Annotated in this window: 21 protein-coding genes; 13 read left to right on the top strand and 8 right to left on the bottom strand. The window is 70.9% G+C overall.

The annotated features are described in order from the left end of the window. Positions 1-2: 2 nt before the first annotated feature. The 3 genes from IEZ10_RS18110 (at position 3) to IEZ10_RS18100 (ending at position 3367) form a co-directional block, all read left to right on the top strand. Positions 3-1388 (top strand): MATE family efflux transporter, encoded by a 1386-nt coding sequence (locus IEZ10_RS18110; RefSeq protein WP_189247678.1) that lies wholly within the window; start codon positions 3-5, stop codon positions 1386-1388. 292 nt (positions 1389-1680) lie between these two features. After that, positions 1681-2406 (top strand): ErmE/ErmH/ErmO/ErmR family 23S rRNA (adenine(2058)-N(6))-methyltransferase, encoded by a 726-nt coding sequence (gene erm / locus IEZ10_RS18105; RefSeq protein ID WP_373287406.1) that lies wholly within the window; start codon positions 1681-1683, stop codon positions 2404-2406. Between the two features lie 139 nt (positions 2407-2545). Continuing rightward, positions 2546-3367, top strand: a complete 822-nt coding sequence (locus IEZ10_RS18100) for a MerR family transcriptional regulator (RefSeq protein WP_189247676.1) — start codon at positions 2546-2548, stop codon at positions 3365-3367. Positions 3368-3502: 135 nt separating this feature from the next. On the opposite strand, the gene gltX is transcribed toward IEZ10_RS18100, so the two are convergent. After that, the gene (gene gltX / locus IEZ10_RS18095; protein ID WP_229811393.1) at positions 3503-4834 is read right to left on the bottom strand and encodes a glutamate--tRNA ligase; all 1332 of its coding nucleotides are present in this window, start codon (positions 4832-4834) and stop codon (positions 3503-3505) included. 28 nt (positions 4835-4862) lie between these two features. Beyond that, the gene (locus IEZ10_RS18090) at positions 4863-5639 is read right to left on the bottom strand and encodes a fumarylacetoacetate hydrolase family protein (protein WP_189247674.1); all 777 of its coding nucleotides are present in this window, start codon (positions 5637-5639) and stop codon (positions 4863-4865) included. Between the two features lie 274 nt (positions 5640-5913). On the opposite strand from IEZ10_RS18090, the gene IEZ10_RS18085 reads away from it, so the two are divergent. The 7 genes from IEZ10_RS18085 (at position 5914) to IEZ10_RS18055 (ending at position 9247) form a co-directional block, all read left to right on the top strand. Further along, positions 5914-6411: an Asp23/Gls24 family envelope stress response protein gene (locus IEZ10_RS18085; RefSeq protein WP_189247673.1), complete on the top strand. Its 498-nt coding sequence runs from the start codon at positions 5914-5916 to the stop codon at positions 6409-6411. Continuing rightward, a complete protein-coding gene (locus IEZ10_RS18080) occupies positions 6408-6674 on the top strand; it encodes an Asp23/Gls24 family envelope stress response protein (protein WP_179824859.1) in 267 nt (88 codons plus the stop codon). The genes IEZ10_RS18085 and IEZ10_RS18080 overlap by 4 nt, the downstream gene beginning before the upstream one ends. Continuing rightward, the gene (locus IEZ10_RS18075) at positions 6671-6859 is read left to right on the top strand and encodes a hypothetical protein (protein ID WP_189247750.1); all 189 of its coding nucleotides are present in this window, start codon (positions 6671-6673) and stop codon (positions 6857-6859) included. Before IEZ10_RS18080 ends, IEZ10_RS18075 begins: the two co-directional genes overlap by 4 nt. Beyond that, positions 6856-7293: an Asp23/Gls24 family envelope stress response protein gene (locus tag IEZ10_RS18070; protein ID WP_189247672.1), complete on the top strand. Its 438-nt coding sequence runs from the start codon at positions 6856-6858 to the stop codon at positions 7291-7293. Before IEZ10_RS18075 ends, IEZ10_RS18070 begins: the two co-directional genes overlap by 4 nt. Before the next feature lie 416 nt (positions 7294-7709). Continuing rightward, positions 7710-8186 (top strand): DUF6286 domain-containing protein, encoded by a 477-nt coding sequence (locus tag IEZ10_RS18065; RefSeq protein ID WP_189247671.1) that lies wholly within the window; start codon positions 7710-7712, stop codon positions 8184-8186. A gap of 7 nt (positions 8187-8193) precedes the next feature. After that, positions 8194-8781 (top strand): hypothetical protein, encoded by a 588-nt coding sequence (locus IEZ10_RS18060; RefSeq protein WP_189247670.1) that lies wholly within the window; start codon positions 8194-8196, stop codon positions 8779-8781. Between the two features lie 58 nt (positions 8782-8839). Then, positions 8840-9247, top strand: coding sequence for an antibiotic biosynthesis monooxygenase family protein (locus IEZ10_RS18055; RefSeq protein ID WP_189247669.1), 408 nt, complete (start codon positions 8840-8842; stop codon positions 9245-9247). A gap of 75 nt (positions 9248-9322) precedes the next feature. On the opposite strand, the gene IEZ10_RS18050 is transcribed toward IEZ10_RS18055, so the two are convergent. After that, positions 9323-9919 (bottom strand): HD domain-containing protein, encoded by a 597-nt coding sequence (locus IEZ10_RS18050; RefSeq protein WP_189247668.1) that lies wholly within the window; start codon positions 9917-9919, stop codon positions 9323-9325. 340 nt (positions 9920-10259) lie between these two features. Between IEZ10_RS18050 and IEZ10_RS18045 the strand changes: the two genes are divergently transcribed. Further along, entirely contained in the window at positions 10260-11936 is a 1677-nt protein-coding gene (locus IEZ10_RS18045) for a heparinase II/III domain-containing protein (RefSeq protein ID WP_189247667.1), read from the top strand. 142 nt (positions 11937-12078) lie between these two features. Here IEZ10_RS18045 and cimA read toward each other — a convergent pair whose 3' ends face one another. The 4 genes from cimA to IEZ10_RS18025 all read right to left on the bottom strand — a co-directional run bounded on the left by cimA (position 12079) and on the right by IEZ10_RS18025 (position 16867). Next, a complete protein-coding gene (gene cimA / locus IEZ10_RS18040; RefSeq protein WP_189247666.1) occupies positions 12079-13656 on the bottom strand; it encodes a citramalate synthase in 1578 nt (525 codons plus the stop codon). A gap of 240 nt (positions 13657-13896) precedes the next feature. Further along, positions 13897-14496 carry a restriction endonuclease subunit S gene (locus IEZ10_RS18035; protein ID WP_189247665.1) on the bottom strand — a complete coding sequence of 200 codons (600 nt, stop codon included), beginning with the start codon at positions 14494-14496 and terminating at the stop codon, positions 13897-13899. Next, on the bottom strand, positions 14493-16145 hold the full coding sequence (locus IEZ10_RS18030; protein ID WP_189247664.1) for an N-6 DNA methylase: 1653 nt from the start codon (positions 16143-16145) through the stop codon (positions 14493-14495). Before IEZ10_RS18030 ends, IEZ10_RS18035 begins: the two co-directional genes overlap by 4 nt. Positions 16146-16222: 77 nt before the next feature. After that, positions 16223-16867, bottom strand: a complete 645-nt coding sequence (locus IEZ10_RS18025; RefSeq protein ID WP_189247663.1) for a hypothetical protein — start codon at positions 16865-16867, stop codon at positions 16223-16225. 339 nt (positions 16868-17206) lie between these two features. Between IEZ10_RS18025 and IEZ10_RS18020 the strand changes: the two genes are divergently transcribed. Continuing rightward, on the top strand, positions 17207-17860 hold the full coding sequence (locus tag IEZ10_RS18020) for an O-methyltransferase (RefSeq protein ID WP_189247662.1): 654 nt from the start codon (positions 17207-17209) through the stop codon (positions 17858-17860). 112 nt (positions 17861-17972) lie between these two features. After that, positions 17973-18560: a Uma2 family endonuclease gene (locus tag IEZ10_RS18015; RefSeq protein WP_189247661.1), complete on the top strand. Its 588-nt coding sequence runs from the start codon at positions 17973-17975 to the stop codon at positions 18558-18560. A 215-nt stretch (positions 18561-18775) separates the two neighbouring features. Here IEZ10_RS18015 and IEZ10_RS18010 read toward each other — a convergent pair whose 3' ends face one another. Then, positions 18776-19870, bottom strand: a complete 1095-nt coding sequence (locus IEZ10_RS18010) for a branched-chain amino acid aminotransferase (RefSeq protein WP_189247660.1) — start codon at positions 19868-19870, stop codon at positions 18776-18778. Positions 19871-19952 lie beyond the last annotated feature (82 nt).

Here is a 19952-nt window from a genome sequence, read left to right as displayed (position 1 = left end):
AGATGAAGCTGCTCCGCCTCGCCCTGCCCGTCTACGTGGAGCTGCTGACCGCGGTGGTCGCGGTCGGCCTGATCGACCTGCTCTGGGTCTCCCCCCTGGGCGGTCCGGCCGTCGCGACGGTGACGATCGCGACGGCCGCCGAGAACCTCGCCCTCGGCGTCGTGCTCGCCGTCTCCACCGGGACCACCGTCGCGGTCGGCAGGCGCGACGGCCGGGAGCCGCTCGGGCCGGTCGTCCGTACGGCCTGGCTGCTGGGCGGGGCGGTGAGCCTGGCGGTGGCGGTCCCCGGCGTGCTGCTGCGCGAGCCGCTGGCCCGGCTGTTCACCGAGGACCCCGGGACGGCCCGGCTGACCGCCGGCTTCTTCCTGGTCTCCCTGGGCGGCCTGCCGGTCTTCTACGCCCAGACGCTCACCGACGGGATCTTCAAGGGCCTCGGTGACACCGCCACCCCGATGCGCACCGCGCTGCTGTGCAACGCACTGGTGATCGCCCTGGACCCGTTGTTCGTCTACGGCCTCGGCATGGGCGTCCAGGGGGCTGCGGCGGCGACCGTCGCCGCCCGCGCCGTGGCCCTCGGCGTCGCGCTGACCCTCCTCTCCCGGCGGCTCTCCCGCCACGCGACCTCCGGACGGCCGGCACGGGCGCGCCGTCCGGACGACGCGGACACCGTGCGGGTCGTGAGGACGGGCGCGACCGGGGACGCCGGGGACGCCGGGGACGCCGGGGAGATCGTGCGGGTCGTGAAGACAGGCGGGACCGGGAACGTCGGGGAGATCGTCCGCACCGGCCTGCCCATGTCCGGGGACTTCCTGGCCCGGTCGCTGGTCGGCATGCTCATGGTGGAGCTGGTCGGCGGGTTCGGGGTCACACCGCTGGCCGCGTACGGCACCGGCACCAAGATCATGCTGGCCGGGGTGATGGCCTTCTACGCGCTCCGGCAGGCCGCGATGATCCAGACGGCCCGGTCCGGCCGGGCGGGTCCCGCGCCGTTCCTCGGCCTGGCCGCGGGCGGGATCGTGGCGGCCGTGCTCAACGCCGTCGCCGTGCCCGCGGCCGGGCTGTTCACCTCCGACGCGGCGGTGGCCGCCGGGACCGTGGACTTCCTGCGGTGGATGACGCTCTACCTCGTCCCGTTCGGCGCGCTGATCGCCGCGGGCGGGACGCTGCAGGCGAGCGGGCGCGGGGGCCGGGTGCTGGCCGCCACCCTGGCGGGCTTCGCCGTACAGCTCGTCCTGGCCCACGCGCTGGGCGCGGCGCTCGGCGTCACCGGCGTCTGGCTGGCCATGGCGGCGGGCACCGCCCTCGCCGCCGCCCTCGTCACAGTGCTCGGCGCCGCCGGATCTCCCGCCGGAAAACCGGTTGCGGCCCTCCCTAACCTGGATTCATGAACCACGCACTGTGCTTCGCCCACCTCCGGGTGGGCCTGGTCAAGCGGCCTCGCGCCACCCGGGCCCTGGCCCGCTAGGACGCGCGCTCCGCATCTCACGACGACGCGCGTCCGCACGCGTGCGCCCAGGGCTTTCCGAGACCCGATCCATCTCTCGGACCCCGAAGGGGCGGAACGCTGTGGCGCGTTCATTCGCACACGGAAACCACTCACACACCCAGAAGAAGGTCAGGACCGGCGGCGGCGGGAGAACCGGCCGCGACCAGGCCAGGCGCGTCCTCTCGCAGAACTTCATGACCGACCCGCGCGAGATCGACCGCGTCGTCGCCGCCGCCGCGCCGGAGCCCGGGGACCTCGTCCTCGAACCCGGCGCGGGAGAAGGCCCCCTCACCCGTGCCCTGGCCGACCGTTGCAGAAAGGTCATCGCCTACGAGATCGATCCGCTGCTGGCCGGGAGGCTGGCCGCACGCACCCGCGACGACGACCGCATCGAGGTCGTCCGCGGCGACTTCATCGCCGCCGGGGCACCCGCCGAGCCGTTCGCCGTCGTGGGCAACATCCCCTACGCGGTGACCGCGCGCATCGTCGACTGGTGCCTGCGAGCCCGGAACCTCACCTCGGCCACGCTCGTCACCCAGCTGGAGTACGCCCGCAAACGCACCGGCGACTACGGCAGGTGGAGCATGCTCACCGTGGTGAGCTGGCCCCGCCACACCTGGCACCTGCACGGCGTGATCGACCGCGCCGCGTTCCGCCCGGTCCCCGGGGTCGACTCGGCGATCCTGCGCATCCGGCGCAGGCCCACCGGCCTGCTGCCGCCGGAGGCCATGGGCGCCTACCGCGACCTGGTCGAGCTCGGCTTCAGCGGGCTCGGCGGCACCCTGCGCGCCTCGCTGCGCCGCCGCCATCCCGCCGCCGAGGTCGACGCCGCCTTCGCCGGGGCCGGCCTCGACCCGGACAGCGTCGTCGCCCACGTCCACCCGGACCAGTGGATCACCCTGTTCGACCGTCTCCACTGACCCACCGGCGGCGCCGGGCCTCGCGCCCGGCGCCGCCGCGGGCGGAACGGGCGTCCCCTCCGGCACCGGGTCCGCCCCGGAGCCGGAGATCGGGGAGGCTTGACCCTGACACCATGTGAGGCCCTGGAGTGGGAGGACCATGTTCACCATCGGAGCCTTCGCCAGACACGGCCGCGTCTCGGTCCGCATGCTGCGCCACTACGACGCCGTCGGGCTGCTGCGCCCTGCCCGCATCGACCCGTCCAGCGGCTACCGCTTCTACGAGGCCGGCCAGCTCGCCCGGCTCAACCGCGTCATCGCCCTGAAGGACCTCGGGTTCACCCTCCAGCAGGTGCGGGCGATCGTGGACGAGCCGGTGAGCACCGAGGAACTGCGCGGCATGCTGCGGCTGCGGCGGGCGGAGCTGGAGGCGGCCCTGGCGGCCACCGCGGCCCGGCTGGCCCAGATCGAGGCGAGGCTCCGGACGATCGAAAGTGAGGGACGCATGAACACCGACGACGTGGTGGTCAAGCGCATTCCGGCCGTACGGGTGGCCGAGCTGAGCGGCACCGCCGCGAGCTACCAGCCCGAGGACATCGGCCCGGTGGTCGGGCCGCTCTTCGACGAGCTGTGCCGCAGGCTGGAGCGGGCGGGCGTGGCCCCGGCGGGGCCGGGCATCGCCTACTACGAGGACGTCCCGGGCGGCGAGGCCGTCCTCGTCCACGCCGCCATGCCGGTCGCGGCCGACCCCGCGGACGGTCACGGCCTGACGGTCGTGGGCCTGCCCGCGATCGAGCGGGCCGCCACCATCGTGCACCGCGGCCCGATGGACGACGTCATGCCCACGACCCAGACGCTGACCCACTGGATCGAGGCGAGCGGTCACCGCTCGATCGGCTACGCCCGGGAGCTCTACCTCGAATGCCCCGACGATCCGCAGGGGTGGGTGACCGAACTCCAGGAGCCGATCGCCCCGGCGTGAGCCTCCCTCGTGTACGGCGGGCGCCCGGACGCGGGGTCGCGTCCGGGCACCCGCCGTGCTTCCCGGGGGCCCGGGAGAGGTCCTTTCCGAAAAACCCCGGAAGGCGCTCCTCCCCGGAGCCCGGGAACGAGGGGTTCAGCCCTCCAGGCGGGTGAGGGCGGCGCGGAGGCGGGCGACGGAGCGCTCGCGGCCCAGTGCCTCGATCGACTCGAACAGCGGCAGGCCGACGGTCCGGCCGGTGATCGCCACGCGGACCGGGGCCTGGGCCTTGCCGAGCTTGAGGCCGTGCTCGGCACCGACCTCCTCCAGCGCGGTCTTGAGCGACTCGGGGTCGAAGTCGGACTTCTCCAGCCGGGCGAGATAACCGGTGAGGATCTCCCGGGCGGAGGTCTTCATCCCCTTGTCCCACGACGCCTGGTCGAAGACGGGCTCGTCCAGGAAGAGGAAGTCGACGTTCGCCGTGATCTCCGACAGCACCGCGAGGCGGGTCTGGGCGAGACCGGCGATCCCGGCGAAGACCTCACGGTCCCAGCCGGGCGCGAGCCACGGCTCGCAGCGGGCGATGAAGTCGTCGAGCGGCAGCGCCCGGATGTACTCGCCGTTGAAGGCGCGCAGCTTCTTCTCGTCGAAGAACGCCGAGGAGGGGTTGACGTCCTCCAGGCGGAACAGCGGCACCATCTCCGACCAGGGCATGATCTCCCGGTCGCCGCCGGGACCCCAGCCGAGCAGCATGAGGTAGTTGACCATCGCCTCCGGCAGGTAGCCCTCGTCGCGGTAGGACTCCAGGGCGACCTTGTCGCGGCGCTTGGAGAGCTTCTGGCGCTTCTCGTTGACGATGACCGGCAGGTGCGCCCAGACGGGCGGGGTCACGCCGAGCGCCTCCCACAGCAGCTGCTGCTTGGGCGTGTTGGACAGGTGCTCCTCGGCGCGGACCACGTGGCTGATCCGCATCTCGATGTCGTCGACCACGTTGGCCAGCGCGAACAGCGGCGAGCCGTCGGCGCGGGCGACGACGAAGTCCTCCATCGCGTCGTTGGGGAACTCGACCCTGCCGCGCACGAGGTCGTCGACGACCGTCACGCCCTCGTCGGGGGTGCGGAAGCGGACCGCGCCCTCGGCGAGGCCCCGCTCGCGGCAGAAGCCGTCGTAGCCGCGGTGCTCGGAGCCGGTGCGGGCCTTGACGTCGTCGCGGGTGCAGGTGCAGCGGTAGGCGCGGCCGGCGGCGACGAGCTTGGCCACCGCCTCGCGGTGCTGCTCCTCGTAGGACGACTGGAAGTAGGGGCCCTCGAAGAACGGGCTGTCTTCGTGGATGCCGATCCAGGCCAGCGCCGAGATGATGCCCTCGGTCCACTCCGGCCGGTTGCGCGCGGCGTCGGTGTCCTCGATGCGCAGGACGAACCTGCCGCCGGACTGCTCGGCCAGCGCCCAGTTGAACAGCGCCGAGCGGGCGCCGCCGACATGGAACATGCCGGTGGGCGAGGGAGCGAAACGAACCCTAATCACGGGAGACCACCCGGTTGGTGAGAGTGCCGATTCCTTCGATGCCGACGCTGACCTCGTCGCCGACGTCCAGCGGTCCCACACCCTCGGGGGTCCCGGTGAGGATGACGTCGCCGGGGATCAGGGTCATGACCGCGCTGACGTGAGCGATCAGCGCCGGGATGTCGTGCATGAGCTTGGAGGTGCGCGAGCTCTGCCGGAGCTCGCCGTTCACCGTCGTGGTGATGGCGAGGTCGTCCGGGTCGAGCACGGTCTGGATCCACGGGCCGAGCGGGCAGAACGTGTCGAAGCCCTTGGCCCGGGTGAACTGGACGTCCTTCTTCTGCAGGTCGCGAGCGGTGACGTCGTTGGCGCAGGTGTAGCCGAAGATGACCTCGCGGGCCCGCTCGGCGGGCACGTCGCGGCAGAGCCTGCCGATGACCACGGCCAGCTCTCCCTCGTAGTCGACCCGCCGGGACAGCCCGACGGGGTAGGCGATGGCCTCCCCGTGGCCGATCACCGAGGTGGACGGCTTCAGGAAGATCAGCGGTTCCTCGGGGACCTCGCCGCCCATCTCGCGGGCGTGGTCGGCGTAGTTCTTGCCGATCGCCACGACCTTGCTGGGCAGCATCGGCGAGAGCAGCCGGACCTGCGAGAGCGGGTGGCGCTCGCCGGTGAACTGGATCGGGCCGAACGGGTGCCCGGAGATCGCGGAGACGAACTCCTCGCCGGGGCCGCCCTCGACCACCCCGAATCCGACACCTTCACCTGTGGAGAACCTCGCGATACGCACAGGACAAGGCTAGTCGCGCCCGCGGGCCGCCCGGGACCGCCACCGCTCCCCGGCCTCCGGACGGCCACCGGAGGGCCTGCCGGGACCCCGGCGCGATCACCGGGAATCCCGCCCGGCATTTCCCCGGAAAGTCACGGCAATCAATGAATCACGAATTTCCATTATCCGCCCAAGAATCATTATCTCCGGATTTCTATTGTTATGAGGGGTACCACCCTTTATAGGCAATAGTCGGGGGAGCAGGCGGTCTTCCCCCGAGGGGGAGGGAGTCGACGTGACCGAAGCGAGCACGGCGAACAGGCCGAGGGGCGAAGGCGCCCCGCCGTCGCGGACGCGGACCGACAACCCGGGATCCGGCGGGGACCTGATCACGCCCAAGGGGACCACGAGCATCGACAGCGGCGTCGTCGCGAAGATCGCCGGCATGGCGGCCCGCGAGCTGGAGGGCGTCCACGCCATGGGCGCCGGCGGCGCGCGCGCCCTCGGCGCGGTCCGGGGCATGGTCGGCGGCGGCGACCGGAACGTCACCCAGGGCGTGGCCGTGGAGGTGGGCGAGCGGCAGGCCGCCGTCGACATCGACCTCGTGGTCGAGTACGGCGTGGCCATCCCCGACCTGGCCGGCTCGGTGCGCCGCAACGTGATCTCGGCGGTCGAGCGCATGACCGGCCTGGAGGTCACCGAGGTCAACATCCGGGTCGACGACGTCCACCTGCCCGAGCCGGAACGGCCGGAGAGCGGGCAGGAGAGCGGGCAGGAGGCGCGCGTCCAGTGAGCGAGCTGGCCCACGAGGTCGCCGACGCCGTACGGCACTGCCCCGGCGTCGCGGGGCTGTCCGGCGGCCCGTTCGGCGCGGTGGCGACCTACCTGCCGGGAGAGAAGGTGCCCGGCGTGGCCGTACGGGACGACCAGGTCGAGGTCTCCATCGTCGTCCAGCCGGGACGGCCGCTGCCGGAGATCGCCGAAGACGTGCGCGCCGCCCTCGCCCCGCTGGTGGGCGGCCGCCCGGTGAACGTCCACATCGGAGGTATACGGTGAACGGGTTTCCCATCTGGTCGCTCATCGGCCTGGTCGCCGGCGTGGCCCTGGGCTTCGCGGCGGCCTTCGGCGGACTGGGCGCGTTTCTGCTGGTGCTGGTCCTGGGCGCCGTCGGGGTGATCATCGGCCGCCTCGTCGACGGCGACGCGGTGGACCTGTCCAAGCTGTCCAAGGGGCACAGATGACCGCTCCGGCCGGGTCCGCGCCGCCCGCCCCGGCGGACGGCCCCCCGGAACCGGGCGGCGTCCCCGCGCGGGAGCCGGCCCCTGCCGGGCCCGCCCCGGCGGCCGTGCCGCCCGAGCTGCGGGGAAGAACCGACATCCCCGAGCGGGTGGTGGCGCGCATCGCCGCCCAGGCCGCCGGGGAGGTGCCGCACGTGCACCGGGTCCGCGAGCGCGGCGCGCTGGCCCCGGGTGGCACCCAGGCCGTCGTGCACGACGAGCTCGCCTTCCTGGAGCTGGACGTGTCGGTGGACTACCCCGTCCCGCTGCGGCACGTCGCCGAGGAGATCCGGCGGCACGTCGCCCGCCGCGTCCACGACCTCACCGGTCTCGCCGTCGGCCACATCGACATCGGCGTGACCGACCTCGTGCCTTCCCGGGGAGATGACACGTCATGACCACCCCCTCCGCCCCGGGGCCGCCCGACCCGGCCCCCGGGGGCACACCCTCCGTCCCACCGGAGCCCTCCGGGGGAACACCCACCGGGTTCCCTCCCCCGGGCACGCCGGCCGCGCCCGGCGCGGAAGTCCCGGAACAGGAACCGACGACCGCACCCGGTGCGGAAGTCCCGGAACGGACACCGACTGCCACACCCGGCGCGGAGGTCCCGGAGCGGACACCGACTACCGCACCCGGCGCGGAGGTCCCGGAACGGACACCGACTACCGCACCCGGCGCGGGAACTCCGGAACAGGCCCCGACGGCCGGCCCGTCCGCGTCCGGCCCGGTCCCGCGGAACCGGGCCGCCGACCGGGCGGCCGTCCGGGCCTTCCGCCCGCGCCGGGTGGTCCCCGCCGTCATAACGGCCGCCCTGATGCTCGTCATCGGCGGCCTGGTCGCGACGGAGGTGATCTCCGCGCTGCTCGGCAGCCCGGTGCGCGTCGTGCCGTACGACCGGATGTTCGCCTGGGCCGCCTCGACGCCGTGGCGGTCCCCGCAGGCGCTGGGGGCCGCGACCCTGCTCACCGCGCTGGGCCTGCTGCTCGTCCTGTTCGCGCTCATCCCCGGCCGGTCCAGGACGGTCCCGGTCAGGACCGGCGACCCGGATCTGATCGTCGGCATGCGCCCCCGCGGGTTCACCGGCGCCCTGGCCCACGCGGCGAACCGGGTGCCGGGCGTCGAGCACGCCCGGGTGCGGCTGGTCGGCAGGACCGCGCAGGTGACCGCCCGCACCACGCTGCGCGACACGTCCGGGCTTCCCGAGGCCGTACGGCAGGCCGTACACGCGCGGATCGAGGAGCTCTCCCCCGTGCACGACCATCCGGTGAACGTGCGGCTGCGAGGGAGGTGAGCCCGAGGTGGACAGGAAGACCGCGCGGGGCAACCGGCTGGGACTGCTGATCATCGGGCTGCTGCTGACCGCCGCCGGCGTCTACGCGCTCGTCCGCGGCACCCGGCTGCTCCCGCAGAGCTGGGCGTCCGCCACGGAACCGCTGATCAGCCCCGCAACGCGCGCCGGGTTCGCCCGCACCGCCCCGTGGAGCTGGGGGGCGCTCTCCCTCGCCGCGGTGGTACTCGCCCTGTACGGCCTGCGCTGGCTGATCGTCCAGGGGCGCAGCGGCAGACTGCGTGGCATCCGCCTGGAACGCGGTCCGGGCGGCGCCACCGACGTCCGCGCGGACACGGTGACCGAGGCGATGGCGGCCGAGGTCGGCGCGCACCCGGCCATCCACGACGTCTCCGCCACCATGACGGGCACGAGCGCCCGCCCCGCCGTACGGCTGCGCCTGACGGCCGACGAGACCACCCCGATGAGCGCGATCTGCGAGCAGATCGGCGGGGTGGCCGTCCCGCGGATGCGCCAGGTGCTGGAGACCGAGCACGTCCCGGCCGTGGCCAAGGTGAGCCTGGCCGAGCCGCCACGCCCCCGCCGGACCGTCGCCTGAGAGACGCCGGTCGTAGAGTGGCCGGCACAGCCAACGCCTCGAACGCCAGGGAGAAGATGTGTCGGTCGTGAAGATAAACGTCCTGACGGTGCCGGCGGAGATGCGCCAGGAGCTGGAACGCCGGTTCTCCTCGCGCGCCGGGATGGTCGAGTCAGCCGACGGGTTCGAGTGGTTCGAGCTGCTCCGCCCGGTCGAGGGCACCGACCGCTACATGGTCTACACCCGCTGGCGCTCCGAGGACGACTTCAGGCGCTGGACCGAGAGCCGGGCGTTCCAGCGGGGCCACGGGGAGGGCGGCGGCGCCGGTCACGGCCACGGGCAGGAGCAGGGACAGGAGGCCGGTCAGGGGCACGGGCACGGGGAGGGCGCCGGTCACGGGCACGGGCAGTCGCCGGCCGCCACCGCGGCGGAGCTGTGGTCGTTCGAGGTCGTCCAGAGCACCGGCCCGGGCGGCCAGGAGTCCTGAGCGTTCCGGCTCTCCCGGGCCGGCGGCCGGGAGTCCTGAGGACCCCGGCCCTTCCTGGTCGGCGGCCGGGAGTCCTCAGCGGTCCAGCGGGTTCGCCGCGATCCGCCCGGCGATGCCGTTGCGGACGAAGCCCCCGGCCAGGCTGTCCGGCTTACGGGCGGCCTGGTCCTTGATGCAGGCGGTGAACTCCTCGCCGATGCCCAGCCGGGGATGGCGGCCGAGCACCTCGGCGCGCAGCTCGGCGGGGAACGCCTCCGGCCGCCGCCCGGAGATGTCCAGGCCGGTCGACAGCTCCAGCAGGTGGCCCTCGGGATCGGCCTCGACGTCCACCTCGTCCCACATGTGGCGCACGATCACCTCGGCGGCGCGCCTCCGCCGCGCCACGGGCCACCCCGCCCCGGCGCCGAAGACCCAGGCGACGTGGCCGCCGGCCTCCTCGAACGGCACGGTGTGGCTGTCGAACTCCTGGACCAGGCCGATGTCGTGCAGCATCGCCGAGACGTACAGCAGCTCGGCGTCGAAGGCGATGCCGTTCATCGCCCCGTAGGCCGCCGCCCACAGGTAGGCGCGGACGGAGTGGTTCAGCAGGGCGGGCGAGCAGTACTCGGTGGCGACCTCCAGCGCGGCGCGGGCGGCGGGGGTCTCGGGGATCACGATGTCGGCGAGTCGCATGCGCCCAGCATGAACCAGGCGGCGACGCGACCCGCGGGCGGGGCGGGCGGTGAGCACGGCGGGGCCGGCGGGCGGGGCGGGCGGTGAGCACGGCGGGGCCGGCGGGCGGGGCGGCCGACCGGGCACGACCGGCACGACCGGCACGACCGGCACGACCGGCACGACCGGCACGACCGGCACGACCGGCACGACGCCGAAGCCGCCGCCCAACCAGCCGTCAAACCCGCCGCGCGCATCTAGTTGCTAACGATCTCCTGAAAGCCCTCCTTCCAACTTGACCGGTTTGGTGGGATTCGGACAGCATGATCCGCCCTCGTCGTCAGCCCCGGAAGGAACAGGCGTGCGCCGCCGCACCAGAGCACTCATCCTCTCCGCCGTCCTCCTCACGAGCTACGGCACGGCGACCGGCCCGGCGCAGGCCGCGGTGGAACGCACCTCCGAATGCCAGGGCGACTGGCTCCCGGCCACTCCGACCGCGCCGGACATCATGAACGGCGAGATCGAGTTCCTGGACCTGCCGCCGGTCAAGGTCGGCAAGGACGTCAACTGGCGCACCGACCCCTACCGCAACCGCTCCTGGAGCATGGTCTTCCACTCGCTGCGCTGGATGGGGCGGCTGGTGGCCGAGTACGAGACCAGCGGGGAGAAGTCCTACCTGACCCGCGCCACCGAGATCGCCAAGGACTGGGTGGCCGACAACCCGCGCCGTGGCGGCCCGAAGGCCAGCCCGTACGCCTGGCAGGAGCACCCCGTCGCGTTGCGCGCCCCCGCCCTGGTCTGCCTCAGCAAGCACGTCCAGGAGTCCTGGCTGTCGAAGAGCCTGGCCGAGCACGCCGCGGTGCTGTCCGACCCCCGCCTGTACGAGAAGGGCCACAACCACGGCATCGACCAGGACATCGCACTGCTGGGCATCGGGTGCCGCTACAAGCGCCCGAAGTGGTCCGGCCTCGCCCTGCGGCGCCTGAACGAGACGGTGAAGCTGGACGTCGACTCCCAGGGAGTGCTGCGCGAGCAGGCGCCGCGCTACGCGGTCTACGTCCACGAGCGGCTCAGGGTCGCGATGGACAACATCAAGGCGTGCGGCCTCAAGGTCCCCGCCGAGATCGGTAAGCGGTGGGAGGGGCTGGAGACCTTCATCGCCCACTCCACCCAGCCGAACGGGTTCATGGTCCCGATCGGCGACGGCGGCGCGGACGTGCGGCCGGTCGGCTACGACCACCCCAAGGCGAAGGTCAAGGTGTTCGGCAACGGCTACGTCTACGGGCGCACCGACTGGGACAAGCCCGAGTCGGCGTTCTACTCCATCCGCTTCGGCCCCGGCCTGAAGTACCACGGGCACGAGGACCACCTGGGCGTGACCTACTACGCCCAGGGCCGCGACGTCCTGGTGGACGTGGGCTTCCACTCCTACGAGGAGAACACCTACCGCCGCTGGACGATGTCGCCGCAGGCGCACAACACCCCGGCCGTGGTGGGACGGCCGTTCCGCGGGAGGACGGCCACCGCCCTGAGCAGGTCGTCCATCGGCGAGGACCGGCAGAGCTACCGGCTGACCGACCGGGCCTACGGCGTGCCGAGGACCCGCTCGGTGCTGGTCAACCACGGACGCGACGTGATGGCCGTGCTGGACACGGTGCCCAAGGGCTCCAGGGTCTCCACCACCTGGCATCTCGCCTCGGAGCTGTCCGTCGTCTCCGCCTCCGGCGGCCGCGTCGTGGTCAAGGACAAGGCGGGCTGGAAGGCCACGCTGGCGCAGGTCTCGATGCCCTCGTGCAAGCCGGTGAGCGGAAAGGTGATCCGCGGGCAGCGGAACCCCTACCAGGGCTGGGTCTCCACCGCCTACCTCAACAAGCAGCCCGCCCCGGCGGTCGTCTCCCCCGCGTCGGCGGACCCGGTGCTCACCGTCGTGGTGCCGGGAGCCGACAAGCCCTCGGTCTCCTGCTCCGGTTCCAAGGTGACCGTGGGGACCTCCGAGGGCGCGGTGAGCTTCCGGGTCTCCGGGTCCGACCTGCGCTGAGCCTCCGGCCGGGGTACGGCCCGCGGGACCGTGCCCCGGATCCGCGCCTTCGGCGGCCTCGCCGTACGCCTCCGGCAGGGGTCCGGCCGCGTCCGTGGGAGGGCCGGGCCGCGGCGGGAGGCGGCGGCCCGGCGGACGCCGGTCAGCCGGCGGCGTGGCCCGCCCGGAACAGCCCGTAGGTGACGGCCTGCTCCAGGGCCTGCCAGGAGGCCTCGATGATGTTCTCGTCGACGCCCACGGTGGACCACTCGCCGTCCGCGTCACTGGTGGTGATCAGCACGCGGGTGACCGCACCGGTGCCGTACGTGCCCTCCAGGATGCGGACCTTGAAGTCGGTGAGCTCCAGCTCGGCCAGCTCGGGATAGAGCCGCTCCAGCCCCAGCCGGACCGCCTTGTCCAGCGCGTTGACCGGGCCGTTGCCCTCGCCGGTGGAGACGATCCGCTCGCCCTTGGCGTGCAGCTTGACCGTGGCCTCGCTGACCAGTTCGGCCCCGCGGGTCCGCTCGACGATCACCCGCCAGGACTCGACCGTGAAGTGGCGCGTCCGGCGGCCCGCCACGGTGTCGCGGAGCAGCAGTTCGAAGGAGGCGTCGGCCGCCTCGAAGGTGTAGCCCTTCGCCTCCAGGTCCTTGACGCGGTCCACCAGCTCGCGCGAGGTCTCCGCGGACAGTTCGTAGCCCAGCTCGCGGCCCTTGAGCTCCACGGAGGCGCGGCCGGCCATGTCGGAGACGAGCATCCGCATGTCGTTGCCCACCTGGGCCGGGTCGATGTGCTGGTAGAGGTTGGGGTCCACCTTGATCGCGCTGGCGTGCAGCCCGGCCTTGTGCGCGAAGGCCGAGACGCCCACGTAGGGGGCGTGGGAGTTCGGGGTGACGTTGGTCACCTCGGTGATCGCGTGCGCGATCCTCGTCATCTCCGACAGCGACTCCGCCGGGACGAGGTCGAAGCCCCGCTTGAGCTGCAGGTTGGCCACGACGGTGAACAGGTTGGCGTTGCCGGAGCGTTCGCCGTACCCGTTGGCGCAGCCCTGCACGTGGGTGGCGCCCGCCCTGACCGCGGCGAGGGTGTTGGCCACCGCGCAACCGGTGTCGTCGTGGCAGTGGATGCCGATCCGGGCGGAGGTCCCCACCGCCGCCTGGACGACCTCGGCCAGCTCGTCGGGCAGCATGCCGCCGTTGGTGTCGCACAGCGCGATCACCGAGGCGCCCGCCTCGGCCGCGGTGCGCACGACCTCCAGCGCGTAGGCCGGGTTGGACCGGTAGCCGTCGAAGAAGTGCTCGGCGTCGAGGAAGACCCTCTGGCCCTCCGCACGAAGGTGGGAGACCGTGTCGCGGATCATCGCGAGGTTCTCCTCAAGGGTCGTGCGGAGAGCCAGCTCCACGTGCCGGTCGTGGCTCTTGGCGACAAGGGTCACGACCGGCGCGCCGGATTCGCGCAGCGCGGCCACCAACGGGTCGTCGGCCGCCTTCACGCCCGCCCGGCGGGTCGCGCCGAACGCGGCGAGCCGCGCGTGCTTCAGGTCCAGCTCTGTTCGAGCGCGCCTGAAGAATTCGGTGTCCTTGGGGTTGGCGCCGGGCCAGCCGCCCTCGATGAAACCGACGCCCAGGTCGTCCAGGTGACGAGCGATGGCCAGCTTGTCGGCCACCGTGAGGTTCAGGCCCTCCTGCTGGGCTCCGTCACGGAGCGTCGTGTCGTACACGTGGAACCGATCGTCGGTCATTCGAATCTCCTTGGGCGGGTTCGGGCGATCCGTCGCGTGCCGTCCGGCTCCCGAAGGTCCACGGAGCCCGGAAAACAAAAAGACCCCTCACGGACGTGAGAGGTCTGCGCGCCGGCGTTGTCCCTTTTCAGCCGGCGCGCCTGCCGATAATGAGCAGACCGTAGAACATGGTGCCTCGGAGTCTACCCGTACTCCACCACCATCTGACACATACATCTCACGATCCGGTACGGCGCGTGTCTACCCACCTTTGAGCAGACGCACGAGGAGGGCGTCCCGCAGCTCAGCGGTCGTCCGGCTGATCAGGTCATGTACGGCGATCTTCTCGTTCAGCGCTTCGAGGACGCCCCCTATCGCCGCCTGGACGTCGAGTGGCGGAACCGCGACAGGAAGCGCGCCCAGGGCCCTGCCACTGATGCTGGGAACGGCCGAGCCCGTGGTGTTGCGCTCAAACCAGTTCCCGACCAGCGGATGGCCGAGATAGTGGTTGAGATAGGGCGGCAGGACCTCACCACCGGGACGGAGCCTGATCAGCCCCGTGCCGAAGAGCCATTCTTCGTGCTCCGTGGTCACGAGGGCGTGACGTCCGGGATTTCCCGTCCGTACGCACAGCACGTCCCCGGCGGCCAGCCGGTAACGGAACAGGCCGGCCGCGACATCTGTGGGCACCCGGTCGACGGGACCGATCAGCCTTCCGTCTCCGATGTTCCGAGGTTTCACCACCGGCACATCACCGCCGAACACCTGCGCCGGGATACCCGGGCCGGTGACGAGGTCACAAAGACTTCCGAGCGGGGCCTGCCGCCATCCCTCGGGAAGCTCACCGATCAGCGATCTCACAGTCCGAGTTTCCTCAGTTCGCGGGTGACGGCGGCGTCCGCGTCGGCGGCCCTGGCGTGAAGCTCGTCCAGCTGGCGCCGCAACTCGTTCAGCATGCCGCCATCCGGTTCCTCCGCGGTCTCGGGTGGGGAGGAGACGTAGGACCGGGGATTGAGAACATGGTTCAGCGCCCGCACTTCGTCCAATTTCACAGACCTGGCGAATCCCGTTCTTCCCGCGTATCCGCGCCCGGCGTCACGCCATTCACCGACGGCTTCGGCAATCGACGTGACATCCTCGTCGGTCAGGATACGGCGCGTACGGCCGACCGGTCTCCCGAGCCCAGAGGCATCGATGAACAGGACCTCCCCTCTCGGTTCCCGAGGCCGCCCGAGCAGCCAGACGGTGACGGGGATGCCGGTGTTGGGGAAAAGTTGCGGTGGCAGAGCGATCACCGCCTCCACCCGGCCGTCTTCGACGAGACGAGTACGGATGAACCGCTCTCTTGGGTTCTCCGACGCCACCGCGGCGTATGCCATGAGAACCGCGGCACGGCCTCCGGGCGCCAGTGACTGAACGACGTACTGCAGCCACGCGAAGTTCGCGTTGTTGGATGGCGGCGCATCGTACATCCAGGCTCGCCCGTCAACGGCGTCATGGTCCAGGCTCATGTTGAAGGGCGGATTGGTGACGATCACGTCGAACTTTTTCGACGTGTCGAGCCATCCGTTCACCACCTTCTCCGTTGATGGCCTGACGCTTCCAGCCACTCCGTGCAACATCAGGTTCATCCTGGCGATCTCGCTGAGATCCGCGGTCCATGTGAACCCGTCCACGAGCAGGGGCCGGCCGCCGTCTCGTCGCGCGTGGGCGGCCGCGCTCGCCAGCAGTTCCCCTGAACGGCAACACGGATCGTGAATCCGCTCCCCGGGGCGCGGCGCAACCGTGTTCACCAGGACTGAAACCACGGACCGCGGAGTGTAGAACTCCCCACCACGGCGCCCGTCCGCGAAGGCGAGCGCTTCAAGGAGAAAATCGAAGATCTGTGCGCCTCCGTGGACGGAGACGGCTTGGTCCACAGCCTGCACGACCTCCGCGAGAAGATGCTCGCGTCGCCTGTCCAGGCGATGCCGGAAGTCCCGGAAAGGACCTCGAATGACAGTCTCCAGTCGCCTGACAATGGCCTCCGGTGCTTTGCAGACGCCTTCCCAGTCATCCGAGTGCACGGCGCGCAGATAGACCAGACCCAGGACGAGGCTCCGGTCGGCGTGCGCGAAATCAGAAGACAGGAACCTGCGCACCGCCGTCCAGAGCCTGGCTTCGGCGCCTTCCTGCTCGCCGAAGGCCCGGTGGGCCGGTTTCGGAGGCCGCGGAACAGCGGATTCGGGATCCGGGCGGGCCACGGCTTCGCGCCTCCCCTCTGGAAGAGACGACGGGCTCCCGGCAGGTGCGGACGGACCGGCGGCCTGATCGGTATGGGCCATGGCGTCGAGCGCGCGCCGGAACCGCATTCCGTAAGTGGTCCCTGGAGGTTCCTGCTCCCCTAGCGCCTTCTTCCCGACCGACCGGCGATCGAGCCACGCCACCACCGCCGCCACGCCGAAGACCTCGGCCCCGTCGACGATCATTGGAGCCGGGAAGTCGTGATGGCGCCTCTCCCAGTTGGCCACCGCGGAGCGTCCCACGCCGGCGAGCCGGGCGATCTCCGATCGTGACACATGTCCTACGAGCCCTTCGGGGGATTCCGTCATCGGCTCCTCCCGTTCGGACGCCTCTTGAGAACCTCGGGTGCCCTGTCGAATCCCTTCAGCCAGACCACGACCTCCGGCTCCAGATAGCCCAGAAGCCGGTAGATCTTGGTGTGGTCGGCCTCCAGATGGCGGTGGTGAATCGGCTCGTGGTGCATGACCCGATTACGCAGCAGAACCATGGACTGCAGGTTGTCCCGAAGCGTCTCACGAGGACCCGAATAGTACGGGAAAGCCGCATGCAGCACCGGAACCCAGAGACGCCGATCGTGGAAGCGACTCAGAAGCGACACCCAGAACCCGAAGGACAGCTCGGCGACCAGTGCGTCGGCGGTGGGATCGGCCACCCCTTTGTCGCGGAGGGTGCGCTCAGCTTTAGCGATCTTCATCAGTTCGTGATCGCGCAACGGTGCCGCGACCCACCAGTCGGGCCTGCCGAACCTGGAGACCAACCGGGCGTGCTCGGCGTTACGCAGGCTCACCTCAAGGCAGTGCAGGGAGGAGTAGAACGCCTCCGACGCTTCCATGTTCCACCGGTACAAAGCCCATGCACGCATGTCGTCCCCGCCCACTGCACTCCGGTACGGCGCGAACCGCGGCGATGAGAACATCCGGCAGAACCATTCGGGCAAGTGGGAGCTCATCACGGCACTCCAGAAGCATGGTTGTCGGGGGGTGGTCGCCCGGCCTACACTCTTCGTGTAAGCCCCGGGTCCGCCTCTGCGTCGCATGCCGCCCGGGGCACGGCTTTTTCACCGAGCCTCTCTCCGGTTGGCACCCTTCAATGAACCGTTGTCCGAAGGTTGCCGCCCTCGTCCTGAAGGCACTGTAGGCCCACGCATCCCAACGTGGCAAGCGTATTGTGATACGCGATTTGTGAACTACCGTGACGAGCACGACCCACAGATGACCTGGACAAGGTTTTTGCGATGTCGGCGCAGATCAGAGGGATGACGCCAATCACAGAGGCAAGAATGGCCCCCATGAAGGCGACTTACATCGACCCGGCGATCGGGCAGTACCTGCTGGCGCACACCACGCTCCCCGACGACGTCCTGGACGCGCTGGCCATGGAGACCCGCGAGCTGACCGGCGAGGGCGCGAACATGCTCGTCTCCCCGGACCAGGGGCGCTTCCTGACGATGATCACTCAGGTCAGCCGCGCCGCGAACGTGGTGGAGGTGGGCACCTTCACCGGCTACTCCTCCATCTGCATCGCCTGCGGGCTCGCCCCCGGCGGCAGGCTGACCTGCTTCGACGCCAGCGAGGAGTGGACGGACGTCGCCCGGCGCTACTGGGACAAGGCGGGTGTCGCCGACCGGGTGGAGCTGCGACTCGGCCCGGCCGCCGAACGGCTCGCGGAGCTGCCGCCGTGGCAGGGCGTGGACCTCGCGTTCATCGACGCCGACAAGGCGGGCTATCCGGTCTACTACCGGCTGCTGATGGAGCGGCTCGTCCCCGGCGGGCTGATCCTGGCCGACAACACCCTGTGGGGCGGGCGGGTCGCCGACCCCACCGCCGACGACGCGGAGACCCGGGCGATGCGCGAGTTCAACGACCTGGTCACGGCGGACGACCGGGTCACCTCGGTCATGCTGCCCATCGCCGACGGCCTCACCGTGATCAGGAAGAACTGATTCGAAAACACTGACGAGAATCCCTCCGAATCCCGGGCGGGGGCGCGGCTCAACCGCTACTTTCAGTGCTGCCCCGGATACGTTGCGCCCGCTCGGAGGGAACGGCGGAACCATGACATCGTTCACAGACGGACCGCTCAGCCACCGGATGACCCACGAGGGAGATCTCGAGCAGCTCTATCTGCAGCTCGTCGAGCGGTTCGAGAAGCACCGCATCGAGACCGTCAACGGTCGGATCGTGGTGCGGGAGATGTCGACCATCGCCCACGCCGAGGCCGTCTATCGGCTGACGGCCGAGCTCATGCCCTTCGTGATGGGGAAGGGATGGCAGGTCTATCCCAGGGCTCAGATCTTCCTGCGAACACGGGCGGATCGCTACGCGCCGGATGTCATCGTCGTCCCTCCCGAGCCCCGCCTGTGGGATCCCTGTCACGTGCATGCCGACGACACGTTCCTGGTCGCCGAGGTCGTCTCTCCGAGCAGCAGTCACGACGATCACGTCACCAAGCCCCGGAACTGCGCTTTGGCCGGGGTTCCGCTCTATCTGGTGATAGACGCTTTCGCGAACCGTTTCAGGCTGCTCAGCCGGCCGAGTCCACAGGGCTATGCCGACGAGGTGACCGATGCCCTCGGCAAGCCTCTCGACCTGCCCGCGCCCTGGAATCTGACCATCGACACCGGCAAACTGGTCAGGAGGTAGACCTGGCACGAGAGACTCGGGCGGGTAGGCGGCCGGGCTCTCAAAACCGTATCCGGAAGTCTCCGAGTCCCTGCTTTCACGCCGGAGAGACTCGGCGGTCCCGGTCGGCTTCGCGGCTTTCCACCTTGCGACTCACGCGGCGCGTCGACTCGGGGGTTAATGACACGAAGCGGACGGCGCGGGAATCGCCGCGCCGCCCACCCCGGGACGCTTTCTCAGCAGATCTTGTGGACCCAGTGGTAGGGGTCGGGGCGGGTGCCGTATTGGATGCCGACCAGTTCCTCGCGGATGCGGGTGGTGACCGGGCCCTGGGTGCCGTCACCGATCGTCCAGGCGCGGTCGGTGCCCTTGACCGCGCCGACCGGGGTCACGACCGCGGCGGTGCCGCAGGCGAAGACCTCGGTGAGCTCGCCGGACTCCGCGCCGGCCTGCCACTCCTCGATGGACAGGCGCCCCTCCTCGGCGGTCAGGCCGAGGTCGGAGGCCATGGTGAGGATCGAGTCGCGGGTGATGCCGGGCAGGAGGGTGCCGGTGAGGGCGGGGGTGAGGAGGCGGTCACCGTAGACGAAGAACAGGTTCATCCCGCCCATCTCCTCGACGTAGCGGTGCTCGTTCGCGTCGAGCCAGACCACCTGGTCACAGCCCTGCGCGACGGCCTGGCGCTGGGCCACGAAGGCGGCGGCGTAGTTGCCGCCGCACTTGGCGAACCCGGTGCCGCCGGGGGCGGCGCGGGTGTACTCGGTGGACAGCCAGACCGAGACGGCCCGGCTTCCGCCGAAGTAGGAGGCCGCCGGGGAGGCGATCACCATGTAGGAGTAGGTCGAGGACGGGTGGTTCACCCCGAGCGCCGGCTGCGTGGCGATCATGAAGGGGCGCAGGTAGAGGCTGTGGCCGGGGGTGGTGGGCACCCAGTCGCGGTCGGTCTGGACGAGCAGTTCCAGCGACTCGACGAACGTCTCCTCCGGCAACTCGGGCATGGCCATCCGGCCCGCCGAGAGGTTGAACCGGGCGGCGTTGGCCTGCGGCCGGAACGACACGATCGACCCGCCCTCCTGGCGGTACGCCTTCAGCCCCTCGAAGAACTCCTGGGCGTAGTGGAAGACCGCGGTCGCCGGGTCGAGGGTCAGCGGGCCGTACGGCATGAGCCGCGCGTCGTGCCAGCCCCGGCCCTCGGTGTAGTCGATCCGGACCATGTGGTCGGTGAAGACCTGGCCGAATCCGGGGTTCGCCAGTACCTGCTCGCGCTCGGCCGCGGTGCGAGCGTGGTCGGATAGCTGCACGTCGAAGCTGAGCTTCTGAGCGGTGGTCATGGCGGGGATCCTTCTCTTCGAGTCGAACTGCACCTCAGTCCATTCTGCGATGGACCGGATACCGGGAAACTACTGCATGTAG

It is taken from the genome of Streptosporangium pseudovulgare (assembly GCF_014648055.1).
Taxonomy (GTDB): Bacteria; Actinomycetota; Actinomycetes; order Streptosporangiales; family Streptosporangiaceae; genus Streptosporangium; species Streptosporangium pseudovulgare.
Note: the sequence above shows the minus strand (reverse complement) of the source record. Positions and strands in the feature narration are given on the sequence as shown.